Below are 12,348 nucleotides of genomic sequence, written 5' to 3'. Positions count from 1 at the left end.
AATTTATCCTCGGCTACCGTTAACTGCCTTGTTTTCCTTCATCCGATGTTGCTACGCAAGCTGCTCCTTCAACAAACGGCAGTGTTGTCTCTACACTGACTACCGAGTCAGAGCCTTTGGCTGCTGCTCCCGGCACTCTGTAGACCGATACATCAATGGATTCGATCGCCACCTCTTCCGGCTTCTCCAGTTGAGGAACCCATTGATATGGAACTCGATACGAACGATAAACCATATTGGTATTACGCCCATCCTTGTATGGAGAAATATATTCCCACACCAGCTCATGCTCTGCTGTAACTTCAAATAATCGGCCATTGGACCCTTCGGTAATCAACGTGTTACCGTTAGGCAAGCGCTGGGCTGAGCTAATATATGGGCTGTAGAATTTATAAGAATCGGTTGGAACGGAAAAGCCAGCTTCAGCAGAGGTATATTGCCACACAATCTCCAGTGTCAACGGGTCAATCTCAAGTACACGGGAATGATCACGGACCGCGTGTTTCAAGCCATATGGAGAAGCCGGATTCGGAAGACCATAACCTGCCCATCCTCCATTATCAAACACCAGCAGATTGCCCTCGCCTGGCAGTCCTTGAGGAATGATATGCGCATGATGCTGTCCGATAATGGTGCCGATATGCTTCGCTTCAGGAGAGGAATAATCCGGGCCGAGTTTCCAAACAATTTTGCCGCTCTGTCTGTCCGTAATGGCAATAATGTTGGCTTCTCTGGCATCCCATATGATGTTATCCGGGTTAAAGCGCTCGTCTCCCGCTTCATAGAACCGGTTAGGACCAACATAGGAAGCCGAGTTAATATGAAGCCAATCACCTACACCCCCACCAAGGTGACCAAATGAACGTGTATTCGGGTCACGGTACAATACATTGCGTGCAGCCTCGTCAAAGCCCATTTCTTCAAAATGCTCGTTCGGAAGCCATTCCCACAACACATTGCCTTCCCAATCCACTTCAATAATGGCATCATCAAGTAAAGGTTTATCCGAGATTTGCGGATTGCTTACGTTTTTGTGCGCCAGAATCAGTGTCTTGCCACCCTGTGTTTTCGGAGCAAGACCAGGAGCATAATACCCTACCGGATTGCCCTCACGCTGATAATCATGGTGCTGGCGGGCGTACCACAATGGTTCGTATCCCGGATCTTCAATATGTTCGTAGCTATTGTATTTCCACACGATGTTGCCATCCCAGTCCACCTGAACCAGGTCCACATTATCCTGAATACCGAACTTTGGATCTCTTCTGCCCGTGCTTCCCAGCACATAACCTCCGGGGAAAATTTTGGCCGGAAATCCGAGCAGTCCTTTCCAGAGGTGAACTTCCTTCCCGTTCATATCAATTAATACAACGCCTTCTTCACCTGCCTGGTACACGGTGTAACCACCCCAAGCCTTTTCCGGATTATACAGCGTTGCTCCCGTTGGATAAATTGTTGAGTGTCCCATCGTTCTCATCTCTCCCTTGGATTGTTAGATTCATTCACTACAGTTCAAGCATTAATAACTGAGATAGTTGTTCTTTCCGGAATTCCCCTTTCGCTTCTGTTCAAGGTCGTTGCCCACAGACGGATCTGTCTCATCTCTCGTGTTGCTCTCGGCAAGCTCCAGCAGTGTATCTGAGAATCCTTCCAGATTCGCGATCACCCGCTCATACAATTGGCTTTGCTGTTCCAGTTCCGCAGTGGTAAATCCCTCAAACAGAAGCGTGATACATCGGGCACCGATATTGCTATTGCGGGCATACATTTCCCTACCTTTGGCGGTTATATCGAGCAGGACGGTACGGCGATCGTCTTCCTTGCGTCTGCGGATCGTTAATCCCTTTTTCTCCAGCTTGTCAGTCAGTGCAGTAATGGCACCGGAAGTGAAATCCAATTGATCGGCCAGGTCGCCAAGCCGCTGTTCTCCTTCACGAATGATTTTGTGCAGGATGAGCATACCCGGCAGGCTAATGCCTTCCACCGTTATGCGATCCCGCTCCTTGACGAATCGTCTGACCATCTTGCGAAACAGCCAATCCGTTTTCTCCAACGCATCCCAATCTCTCTCATTCATCTCATTTCCTCCTATCCGGCCGAAACGTTAGCAAGTACGCAAAAAGGCTCCCGAAGACATTCCATATGGAGTAGTCCCGGGAGCCTTTGGTGGTCCAATCAGCTCGCATCCGTATTCAAATTTATTTCACTGTTCATTTAATGAGTGTTAAAATAATTGAGTTCATCATATAACCTACTAACCCAACCTGTCAAGTAAGAATTAAAAGTTATTATTCTTTTTTTGCCTGTCAGGATTTATTTATGCCATTTTAAGTTTCACTTCAGCTTCTCCGGTTAAACTAATCTCAGATCAAAACAACAAGATTAAGCTACGATTCCCTTCGTACTTAAATAGAGAAGCGAGGATGACAGGAATGAATATAAAACGTGTAATGTTTGTGGGTACGATGATGGTAACCATGTCTTTTGCAGGAACCGCCTGGAGCAAATCAGCCATTTCTCCGATTCCCTTGACGGAGTGGTCCATCGTAAGTATAAATACCAAAGATGATAACAAGGATGAGCTGCTGACTGCACTGAACCATTCCTCCGAGGAAGATTTGTACCAGGATCTGTACGCAGGCAAATCACTCCAAACCATTGCAGACGAGAATGATGGAGATTTCAGTCAGGTCGTGGCTTTGCAGGTCAAACAACTCAGGCAGCAGCTGGATGATCGTCTGGCAAGTGGAAGTATCACCCAAGAGCAATATGAGGCACAACATGCGGAAATCGAACAAATTGTTCTAGAAAGCGCCCGTACCTCTTACGAGTTGGCCTAAACGTGTACAGATGCGTGTTCGTTTATCTTCTATGATCACGTCAAAAAGGAGCGGTTTCCCGCCCCTGAATGGATGACTGTATAACTATAATTCATACGGAACTTACAGGATTATTTCGCTGCTGCAATGGTACATTTCCCAACGGATTGACCATCCCAGGCGAGCTCAAGCACATCTCCCTCTACGGTTGGTCCCACACCCTCTGGTGTCCCGGTGAAGATGATATCACCTGCGCCAAGACCATAGTGATGTCCTACATAATCCACAATGTGTTGAAGGTCAAAAATCATGTTGCGAATGTTGCCTCGCTGCACTTCCACACCATTTTTGGTCAGCGTAAAATCTTTTGCAAGCAAAGCTTCCGTACTGGAAAAGGCCTGAAACCCACTTACAGGTGCGGAATTTTTGAATCCTTTGGCCGCAGTCCACGGGTGGCCTTTCTTCTTGATGACCGACTGTACATCACGCAGCGTAAAATCAATGCCAAATGCATACGATTCGATCAAATCCTCTACAGCAACCCCTGGTTCATAACTCTTGCCAATTTGAACGACCAGTTCAGCTTCATAGTGAACTTCCCCACGGGAAGCAGGTAATTCAATCGCCTCTCCATTCATGGGTACCACCGCATGCGAAGGCTTCATGAAGATCATCGGTTCGTCCGGAACCGCGTTACCCAGCTCTTCCGCATGAAGTTTATAATTGCGTCCTACACAGTATACGTTACGAATCGTTGAGAGCATCGGAATACGACCACCTTTATTGGATTAATTAGAGAATATGGACCCTTATCTTTATGCCCGATTGCTCGACTTTTGCAATGCCTGATTCCAAGCGTCAGGACGATTCGTGCACAGCATAAGCTCGGGATCAATTGCAGCGAGGCGCTTCATAATGATCTTATCATCTACGGTCCAGGCCATGACCTGAATGCCATTGTTCTTCATTTCCCGCATCAGTGATTTGTCCACGTTGGTGTAACCGATCGATAGGAACCCGCATTGCAGCTGACGAAGTCTCGCTAATAGATCTCCTGGACGAGCATCAATGATGAGACCTGTAGTGATCTCAGGTGCGATATTTTTGGATTCAGCCAGCGCAGCAGGTTCAAAGGAAGTGAAAACGACTTCGGCTTGCATGTTTCTTTTCCGTACTTCCTCAATAACGGCTGCCGGCAAGCCCGGATACATGTCTCCTTGTGTTTTCAGCTCAATGTTCAGACGTACTTTGCCCTTGCAGCTGTCCAACACTTCGCTGAGAGCCGGAACGCGTTCCCCCGCATATTCCTTGGACTTCCAACTCCCTGCATCCAGCTTCTGAATATCAGACCAATTCGTCTCCCGTACAAGCCCTTCTCCATTCGTCGTCCGGTTGAACGAAAAGTCATGGATGACTACTGGCACGCCGTCGCGGGACAATTGCACGTCCAGTTCGATCCAAGTTACATAAGACTGCTCCATGGCCAGCTGAAAAGCTGCCATCGTATTCTCAGGTGCTGTGGAAGAAAATCCACGGTGTGCTACACATAAGTTACTCATTATTCCCCACTCCTTAGACGTTTTCATTCTTGTATCAGCTTGTTGAGGCCACTCCAGCCGCGTCAAAGCGAATTCCTGGTGAGAGCCTGGTCATTTGCTCCAATAACAGCTTGTTGGCTTCACCTAGCATTGGAATGGCCTGACCAAGCCCCGCCTCATATGGAATGACTTTCATGCTGCACTTCGCTTCCGCGCTGCATTCTGCCTGAAAAACAGCTGTTTTCCAGGTTTCTTCCGTCGTTGATTTCGAAAAAATAAAATTGCCTGTGCTATATGCGATCCACTTGCCCTTATAATACTCTACTCCTTGAAGCACATGAGGATGCCCACCAATGACGAGATCAGCCCCAGCATCCACAAACTCATGTGCCAGTCTGGTCTGGTCATCATTGGGTGTACTGACTCGCTCTTCTCCCCAATGTGCTACCACGATCACAAGATCCGCCTTCTGACGAGCTTCTTGAATCGCGTTTACCGCCCCTGTAGAATCATAGGTTTCTGCAACACCGGCGCGATTCCCTTCCGCTTTCCAGGTCGGTTCCGGCACAACCCGGCTGAAGCCAAGCAGTGCGATCTTGATGCCTTTCCTTTCCAGATAGGCAGGCGCATAAGCTTCGTCCCTGTTCATCCCGGCCCCAGTATGCGCAATACCATACTCCTGAAGGTAGGTTAGTGTGTCGACGAGTCCTTCCACACCCTGGTCCAAAATGTGATTGTTAGCCAGATTTACTGCGTCAAATCCGGCAGCAGCCATCGCTGCCAATGCTTTTGGCGAAGATTTGTAAACAAATGTTTTGTTCTCAGCAGCTGAACCACCCAGCGTCACGGGAGTCTCCAAGTTGCCCACGGTCAGATCATCGTTCTTGAACAGACCGCCAAGCTTGGCATAAGGGTAATCGTAGCCATTCTTATCCAACAATTCGGCCACCTTGCCAGAGAACTGAATATCACCAACAAAATTAATGGTTACGTTCTTCCCTGATCCTGTAGGCTGTGGAACCGTTGTTTGGGCTCCGGAACTTTCATTGTCCTTCGGATTTGATGGTTTGGCTGTTCCCGTCCCTGTTTGTCCTTCTTCGGACCCTTTAACAGACTCCTTACTGCCCGACTCCGTTGTTTCACCGCCGGATGAAACGCTCTCATCTTCAGCAGTTTCTGACCCCGGACTGGTTACTTCCATAGAATCTTGTTCTGCATCCGGATCTGCATCTGACTCGGCTTCAGGCGAATCCAGCTCATCGCCACCTTTGGCATCATCCTGATCCGCAGGTTGTTGCTCTTTTACTACAGCTTCATTTGTCGCCGGCTCCGCTTGCTGTTTCTGCACCTCTGCTGCGTAATATATGCCTACCCCTCCGATTGCAGCAATCAGAAACAGATTGATCATCCAGATCATACGTCTGCGTGCACGTTTTTCTTTTTTCTTTTGATTACTTCGATTAGATCTTGGGGGATACATAGGCAGCTCCTCTTCTTCTACAGCAATCCTTTATCATTATATCAGGCATATCCTGGATTTCCATCATTCAATTCACTCGAAAATAAATATCCTGCATGAAAAAAGCTGCCTCTCCTTACAGAATGAATTCATTCCGCGGGAGAGGCAGCCTTACATTGGCTGCATTAGTGCACAGCCAGCTTTTGAACTGCCTGAAGCGACATTTCTTTTGCCTGTTTGATACAGTCCGGCAAACCTACTCCTTCATAACCAGCACCAGCAATGTAAACACCCGGCATCTTACTGCCTAGTTCCTCACGCAGTGCTGCAATATGCTGAAGATGGCCTACAGGATACTGCGGCATGGATTTGCGTAGGCGGGTAATCTCCGAGAAGATCGGAACGGCCTCTACACCCATCGTTTCCCGCAGATCCTTGAGCACCAGAGCTGTCAGCGCATCATCGGGAAGTTCTACATTTTGCTCGTCTCCGGAGCGGCCGACGTAACAACGCAGCAGCACTTTGTCATCCGGACTGGTGTGCAGCCATTTGGTCGATGTCCAGGTACAGGCTGTAATATTCCGCCCTTCCTTGCGTGGAACGAGGAAGCCTGAACCATCAAATACATGTTCAATATCCTTTTTCTCAAAAGCAAGGACCACATTGGCTACAGATACGTAATTAATTGCATCCAGCGCAGAGGTGTCCACATGCGGTTTGAGCAGTTCAGATGCCACATATGTCGGGACTGTAACAATCACGTCATCCGCTTCAATACGCTCCCCGTTATTGAGCTGCACACTGTACCTCGTTTGACCACCTTGCTGAACATCCAATGAGAGAACAGACGTATTCAGGCGTTGGTCCACATCCTGCATATCGTGAACCAAGGCGTGAACAAGACTCTGAAGTCCTTGGCGAAAATTCAAGAACGCGCTTTTCTTCGTTCCCGTATGTGTCTCTGCAGGTTTACGACCTGTCATCATGCCGCGGATCAGACTACCATAATCCCGTTCCACTTCACCGAATTGCGGGAAAGTCGCCTGAAGACTCAGACGACGCATATCCCCGGCATAAATACCGGCAAGCAGAGGCTCGGTCAGGTTTTCAAGCACCTCCGGACCAAGACGCCGTTCAATCATGTAACCGAGGGATTCATCTTCCGCGGTACGGCGCGGTGGAATAAAGAAATCCATCAACGCCCGCAGCTTGCCTGCCGGAGAAACCAGGCCACTTCTCAGAAACGGCTTCAACTCTGTTGGTATTCCGAGCACAAGTCCAGCAGGCATGGGGTGAAGCTTGCCCCGCTGCATAATATACGTTTTTTTGGATTCCGGATTTTGGCTTACCAGTTCATGATCCATTTCCAATTCCTTGGCGAGATCAATCATGGCCGTTTTGCGGGCCAGGAATGAATCTGGGCCTTTTTCAATGACAAATCCATCCCGGTGCAGCGTCTCAATCATTCCACCCATGGACGAACTTTTCTCAATCAGTGTAATTTGCGGTTCAATCCCCGCTTCCCGGTAATGTTTCCGAATATAAAATGCCGCGCTGAGGCCGGTCAGGCCTCCACCAACGACAACAACACGACGTTTCTGGTCTTCCATTACACATCCGACCCTTGCTGCCACTGGCTAATGATGACGTCACTTAACGTCTCCATATAGAGAGGATCACTGTTGAGCGAATCGATCCGCATTAGGCGCATGTCAATCTCCTTGGCAATCGCTTTGGCCTCAATATCCAGATCATAGAGTACTTCAAGATGATCAGAGACGAATCCAATGGGTGCAACCAGCACATCCTCAACCTGTTCGCGGGACAGTTCCTGAAGTGTGTCCAAAATATCCGGACCAAGCCACGGTTCAGCCGTACGTCCAGCACTTTGCCATGTAAATTGCCAGTTACTAATACCTACACGTGATGCAATGACTTCGGAGGTTTCAAGCAATTGCTGCGGATAAGGATCCCCCAGACTTACGATCCGCTCAGGCAAGCTGTGTGCACTGAACAGGACTCGTACATCACCGCGCTTCGCCCCAGCCTCTTCAAATTCATCCAGCTTGGCACTGACACGGGAAGAGAGAGCCTGGATCAGCTTAGGATGCAGGTGGTAGCTCTCAACAAATGTCATTTGAATTCCCAGTTCCTCTGCTTTCTCACGAGCACGCTTGATGTAGCTGCCCACACTCATTGTGGAATAGTGAGGAGCAAGTACAACACCGACAGCTGTCTGAATTCCGTCCTTCGCCATCTGTTCCACACCATCTTCAATAAATGGATGAGCATGCTTCAGCCCTTGATAACAACGGAACTCCACTCCGTTCGTACGCTCATCTTGGCTCAGTGTCTCCTGCAGGGCCTTAACCTGATTATCCGTATTTTCACGCAGCGGGAAAACGCCCCCAACGATAGCCTCATACCGGTCCGTCAGTTCCTTCAGTTGTTCCGGCTCAGGCGGCCGTCCTCTTCGAATATGTGTGTAATACGCTTCAATACTTTCCATATTTTCAGGTGTGCCATAAGACATCACCAGTACACCTACGGTATTAGTCATTGCTAACCGTCACCCCCGTCTTCAAAACTTCTGCAGAATATTCATGAATATATGTCGTAAGTTCTCTCAATTTCTCAAGAGAAGCTTCCGGGAACAAGCCATGTCCCAGATTGAAAATATAACCTGGCTCCTTGATACCTTCATCAATAATGACTTTGGCCTGCTGCTTAATCAAGTCCATCGGTGCTGTCAGCACATAGGGATCCAGATTGCCTTGAACGGCAAATTTGCCACCCAGTCTCTTGCGGCCTTCTGTGATAGAAACTCTCCAGTCCAGACCGATCACATTGGCTTGCAGATCCGTCAGAGTCGGTAGCAGTTCACCGGAGGCCACACCAGGGAAATAGATTTTCGGTACATTCAAATCCGATAATTCGGTAAAGATACGGGTAATCGTCGGCAACACATACGTTTTGAAATCATTTGGAGAAAGGGCTCCAACCCAGCTGTCGAATAGCTGAAAAGCCTTGCCTCCATTAGCAATGTGTGCACGGACATATGTAATTACCATATCACCTAGTTTTTGCATGAGCTTGTGCCATACTTCAGGCTCGCTGTACATCATGGTTTTGGTCCGAATATAGCCCTTGGAAGGACGACCCTCGATCAGATAACTGGCAATGGTAAACGGCGCGCCGGCAAATGTGATGAGGGGAACGTCCAATTCCTTGTCCAGAATCCGAATGGTTTCCAGAATATGCGACAGGTCCCCTTCGACATCGATCGGACGCAGACGATCCACATCTGCCGCCGAACGGATAGGGTTATCAATGACGGGACCAATGTTTTTTACAATATCAAAATCAATGCCCAAAGACGCAACCGGATTCATAATATCGGAGTACAAAATAGCCGCATCCACACCGAGTTTACGTACCGGCATGAGTGTAACTTCAGCTGCTAGCTCTGGCCTGCGGCAAATTTCGAGCAAAGAGTACTTTTCCTTAATTTTACGATATTCAGGATCATAACGCCCAGCCTGACGCATGTACCACACAGGAACACGGTCTACTTGTTGCTTGAAGCTGGCTCGAATCAAACGATCATTATAGCTCATGTAAGAAGCCTCCAATAGTTTTTGGACTCATAACTCTCATTATGCCCTTTTTGAAGAGCTGTAACAACCACGTGCCGATCTGTTCCGATGACAATACTATGACATTCCTTACATCGCCTCATCCATATGCCAATTATGGTATAATGAAAGAATGGTGTTTTTTCCACGAATTACAGAAAGGAAGTGAAAGCACTTTGAAAACTTGGAAAGTAAACCTCATCGTGCTTTGGTTTGGACAGTTTCTGGTCAATTCGGGCATGACCATGATTACGCCTTTTTTATCCCTATACCTTGCCAAGGATTTAGGCGTCGTCGGTGAGCACGAGATTGGCATATGGGCGGGATTTATATTTGCTGCCAATTTCCTCACTTCATTTTTGTTCCAGCCCTTGTGGGGCAAACTGTCCGATAAGTATGGACGTAAAATTATGCTGCTTCGCTCCGGATTCGGGATGGCGATTGTGATCGCGCTCATGGGATTTGCCCAAAATCCGTGGCAGCTCCTCTTATTGCGCTTGCTCAACGGTACAATCTCCGGTTTCAATCCCGCAGCCGTTTCCCTGATCTCGGGAACAACGCCCAAGGATCGCATGGGTTTCGCCATGGGTATCAGTCAGTCGGGACAGGTAGCCGGAACGATTCTCGGTCCGCTGATCGGCGGTTTGCTTGCGGATGCCGTTGGCTTCCGGCCCATATTCTACATTACAGGCGGCCTGATCTTCGCTGCATCATTGCTGGCCATGTTCCTTGTTCGGGAAAAATTCGACCGCAAGGAAGCAGCCAAACTACCGGAACAATCCGTATTGTCCGGGCTAAAGGAATTGAACAAGTCCCCACAGCTTCCAGCATTGTTTGCTGTAACGTTCCTGCTGCAGTTTGCGATGATTAGTCCCATGTCACTCTTGCCGCTGTATGTGCAGAAGCTGCATGCATCGGATGTAAACGTGGCATTCTGGGCCGGACTTGTCGGCGCTGTCACCGGACTATCCAACATGGCCATGTCTCCAATTCTCGGCAAGCTCAGTGATCGTATTGGCGCACATAAGGTACTGACCTTCTCTCTTATAGGTACGGGACTGCTGCTAATACCACAAGCCTTCGTACAATCGGTATGGCAGCTCATTTTGGTACGTTTCGCCATGGGTGTATTCATGGGTGGTTTGCTGCCTAGCGTCAATGCCTTGATTCGGGCCTACACCCCAGATGGCATGATCAGTCGTGCATTCAGTTTTAATACAAGCACGCTCGCCCTGGGGAACATGCTTGGGGCTGTGATCGGCGGTTTTATGGCAGGATTCATCGGCATTGAGGGATTGTTCATTGTCTCCGGTGGGCTGCTGTTAATCAATATGGTATGGGTCCGATTCAAACTATACAAAAAGCCTACTCTCGTCAGGGAATCCTGAGCAGGACATCCCTTCACTTGGAACGCATCACAAAAGCCGCATTCATTGCCCTAGGGACAAAGAATGCGGCTTTTTCGTTATCACTTTGTTAAGACTGCTTAAGGCTTTCAAATTGGATAGGGTACTCCTTCACACCAAATACGAAAGCACTCTGGATCGGCTGCAGTGTCGTTCCCGGAACAAGCCTGATATTCTGCATCTGCTGCAGCATGGTGTGGAGTACAACCCTCGCCTCCAGACGGGCTAGCGGGGCACCCAGGCAAAAGTGAATGCCAAATCCAAATCCCATGTGCCGGTTTGGTTTGCGATCCTCGACAAATTGTTCTGCATCGCCAAAGACTTCGCTATCCCGATTGGCTGAACCTACCCACGAAATAACCTGAGTCCCCTCCTGAATGATCTGCCCGTTCAATTCAACCGTTTCTTTGGCTACGCGTCCAATTGCAACAATCGGCGGGTAGTAACGGAGCGTCTCTTCAACAGCTGATGCAACGTGCTCTGGATGTTCACGCAGCCGCTGCTGCAGCTCGGGTTGTTCTGTAAGAATGCGAACCGCATTGGTAATCAGATTGGTCGTCGTTTCATTACCTGCTGCAAGCAGCAAAATGCAAAAACCAACCAGTTCCTCCTCGCTCAGCTTTTTTCCTTCAATCTCTGCTGCCAGCAGCAAAGAGATTAAATCATCCTGCGGCTCCTGCCTACGTTCCTCCATAATGGCTGTAAAATAAATGGCCAGCTCCTGTTGATTTCGTTTTTTCTCTTCCATAAGCTCCTGGAAAGCTTCATCACTGTCATCGCGTGCCCCCTTAACCAAGGCGTCCGACCATACTTTAAACTTCTGCCGGTCTTTTGCAGGGACTCCCAGGAGTTCCGCAATGACGATAACAGGCAGCGGAGTCGCCAGATCATCGACCAGATTCATTTGACCTTGGGACAACCGGGGAGTGATTAATTCATCGGCAATCTCCTGAATGCGCGGAGCAAGCGCTTCTATGGCCCTCGGTGTGAATGCCTGATTAACCAAGTCCCTTAACTGCTTGTGTTTGGGTGGATCCGTTGTAAGCATACTGGTGTTTGCACGATCACGTGCGGAAGAAAACAACTTGGGATTTTTCAGGACGTACTGCACATCTTCATAACGAAAGATATCCCAGCATTCACGGTGCTCATCGTATCGGACTGGAGTATTCTCACGAAGTTCGGCGTACACCTGGAAGGGAGATAGCTGCTGCTCTACTGCTTCCAGTTCCCGGATCGGAATATAATTGGCATACTTTCTGGGTGCTCGGTTCATCGTCATTCCTCCAATCACTAATATATATTTATTTACATATAAGAAACACCATATATTATAGACTTTACTGTAAGGTCATACAAATATTTGGCAATAATTGAGCCTCTTCTCCTAGGGGATGCCATTTATATCCTACGAACCTCATTTTCAATCAGGATAAAAGTCTTATATGTCATTTTAATTAACATGAAAACCTCTGATTAGCTTTACCCCTC

At 48.4% G+C, this 12,348-nt stretch carries 11 protein-coding genes; 2 read left to right on the top strand and 9 right to left on the bottom strand.

Annotation, left to right across the window (positions count from 1 at the left end; translation table 11 throughout):
* Positions 1 to 19: 19 nt before the first annotated feature.
* Both AC3WQ3_RS19405 and AC3WQ3_RS19400 read right to left on the bottom strand, forming a co-directional pair.
* Positions 20 to 1,468, bottom strand: a complete 1,449-nt coding sequence (locus AC3WQ3_RS19405) for an aryl-sulfate sulfotransferase (protein ID WP_492473213.1) — start codon at positions 1,466 to 1,468, stop codon at positions 20 to 22.
* Between the two features lie 51 nt (positions 1,469 to 1,519).
* The gene (locus AC3WQ3_RS19400; RefSeq protein WP_336779488.1) at positions 1,520 to 2,077 is read right to left on the bottom strand and encodes a MarR family winged helix-turn-helix transcriptional regulator; all 558 of its coding nucleotides are present in this window, start codon (positions 2,075 to 2,077) and stop codon (positions 1,520 to 1,522) included.
* Positions 2,078 to 2,432: 355 nt separating this feature from the next.
* On the opposite strand from AC3WQ3_RS19400, the gene AC3WQ3_RS19395 reads away from it, so the two are divergent.
* A complete protein-coding gene (locus AC3WQ3_RS19395) occupies positions 2,433 to 2,840 on the top strand; it encodes a hypothetical protein (RefSeq protein WP_492473212.1) in 408 nt (135 codons plus the stop codon).
* A gap of 110 nt (positions 2,841 to 2,950) precedes the next feature.
* Here the strand turns inward: AC3WQ3_RS19395 and AC3WQ3_RS19390 are convergent, their stop codons facing one another.
* The 6 genes from AC3WQ3_RS19390 to hemE all read right to left on the bottom strand — a co-directional run bounded on the left by AC3WQ3_RS19390 (position 2,951) and on the right by hemE (position 9,433).
* Positions 2,951 to 3,583, bottom strand: coding sequence for a fumarylacetoacetate hydrolase family protein (locus tag AC3WQ3_RS19390; RefSeq protein ID WP_492473211.1), 633 nt, complete (start codon positions 3,581 to 3,583; stop codon positions 2,951 to 2,953).
* A gap of 51 nt (positions 3,584 to 3,634) precedes the next feature.
* The gene (locus tag AC3WQ3_RS19385) at positions 3,635 to 4,378 is read right to left on the bottom strand and encodes a glycerophosphodiester phosphodiesterase (protein WP_336779485.1); all 744 of its coding nucleotides are present in this window, start codon (positions 4,376 to 4,378) and stop codon (positions 3,635 to 3,637) included.
* Between the two features lie 34 nt (positions 4,379 to 4,412).
* The gene (locus AC3WQ3_RS19380) at positions 4,413 to 5,837 is read right to left on the bottom strand and encodes a CapA family protein (RefSeq protein ID WP_492473209.1); all 1,425 of its coding nucleotides are present in this window, start codon (positions 5,835 to 5,837) and stop codon (positions 4,413 to 4,415) included.
* Between the two features lie 164 nt (positions 5,838 to 6,001).
* Entirely contained in the window at positions 6,002 to 7,426 is a 1,425-nt protein-coding gene (gene hemY, locus AC3WQ3_RS19375) for a protoporphyrinogen oxidase (RefSeq protein WP_492473208.1), read from the bottom strand.
* Positions 7,426 to 8,376, bottom strand: a complete 951-nt coding sequence (gene hemH, locus AC3WQ3_RS19370; protein WP_154896008.1) for a ferrochelatase — start codon at positions 8,374 to 8,376, stop codon at positions 7,426 to 7,428. The genes hemY and hemH overlap by 1 nt, the downstream gene beginning before the upstream one ends.
* Positions 8,369 to 9,433: a uroporphyrinogen decarboxylase gene (hemE, locus tag AC3WQ3_RS19365; protein ID WP_154896007.1), complete on the bottom strand. Its 1,065-nt coding sequence runs from the start codon at positions 9,431 to 9,433 to the stop codon at positions 8,369 to 8,371. The genes hemH and hemE overlap by 8 nt, the downstream gene beginning before the upstream one ends.
* 143 nt (positions 9,434 to 9,576) lie before the next feature.
* Between hemE and AC3WQ3_RS19360 the strand changes: the two genes are divergently transcribed.
* Complete coding sequence (locus AC3WQ3_RS19360; RefSeq protein ID WP_336780212.1) at positions 9,577 to 10,839, top strand: MFS transporter; 1,263 nt, start codon at positions 9,577 to 9,579, stop codon at positions 10,837 to 10,839.
* Between the two features lie 88 nt (positions 10,840 to 10,927).
* Here AC3WQ3_RS19360 and AC3WQ3_RS19355 read toward each other — a convergent pair whose 3' ends face one another.
* A complete protein-coding gene (locus AC3WQ3_RS19355; protein WP_492473207.1) occupies positions 10,928 to 12,133 on the bottom strand; it encodes a cytochrome P450 in 1,206 nt (401 codons plus the stop codon).
* Between the last annotated feature and the right edge of the window lie 215 nt (positions 12,134 to 12,348).

The sequence above is a fragment of the Paenibacillus sp. FW104-T2 genome (genome assembly GCF_058789975.1).
This window is presented reverse-complemented; position numbering and strand designations above follow the sequence as displayed.

What these genes read in the sequence shown, in the direction of transcription:
- AC3WQ3_RS19405 (WP_492473213.1), bottom strand. Translation starts at nt 1,468, where the DNA reads ATGGGACACTCAACAATTTATCCAACGGGAGCAACGCTGTATAATCCG.
- AC3WQ3_RS19400 (WP_336779488.1), bottom strand. Translation starts at nt 2,077, where the DNA reads ATGAATGAGAGAGATTGGGATGCGTTGGAGAAAACGGATTGGCTGTTT.
- AC3WQ3_RS19395 (WP_492473212.1), top strand. Translation starts at nt 2,433, where the DNA reads ATGAATATAAAACGTGTAATGTTTGTGGGTACGATGATGGTAACCATG.
- AC3WQ3_RS19390 (WP_492473211.1), bottom strand. Translation starts at nt 3,583, where the DNA reads ATGCTCTCAACGATTCGTAACGTATACTGTGTAGGACGCAATTATAAA.
- AC3WQ3_RS19385 (WP_336779485.1), bottom strand. Translation starts at nt 4,378, where the DNA reads ATGAGTAACTTATGTGTAGCACACCGTGGATTTTCTTCCACAGCACCT.
- AC3WQ3_RS19380 (WP_492473209.1), bottom strand. Translation starts at nt 5,837, where the DNA reads ATGTATCCCCCAAGATCTAATCGAAGTAATCAAAAGAAAAAAGAAAAA.
- hemY (WP_492473208.1), bottom strand. Translation starts at nt 7,426, where the DNA reads ATGGAAGACCAGAAACGTCGTGTTGTTGTCGTTGGTGGAGGCCTGACC.
- hemH (WP_154896008.1), bottom strand. Translation starts at nt 8,376, where the DNA reads ATGACTAATACCGTAGGTGTACTGGTGATGTCTTATGGCACACCTGAA.
- hemE (WP_154896007.1), bottom strand. Translation starts at nt 9,433, where the DNA reads ATGAGCTATAATGATCGTTTGATTCGAGCCAGCTTCAAGCAACAAGTA.
- AC3WQ3_RS19360 (WP_336780212.1), top strand. Translation starts at nt 9,577, where the DNA reads ATGAAAGAATGGTGTTTTTTCCACGAATTACAGAAAGGAAGTGAAAGC.
- AC3WQ3_RS19355 (WP_492473207.1), bottom strand. Translation starts at nt 12,133, where the DNA reads ATGAACCGAGCACCCAGAAAGTATGCCAATTATATTCCGATCCGGGAA.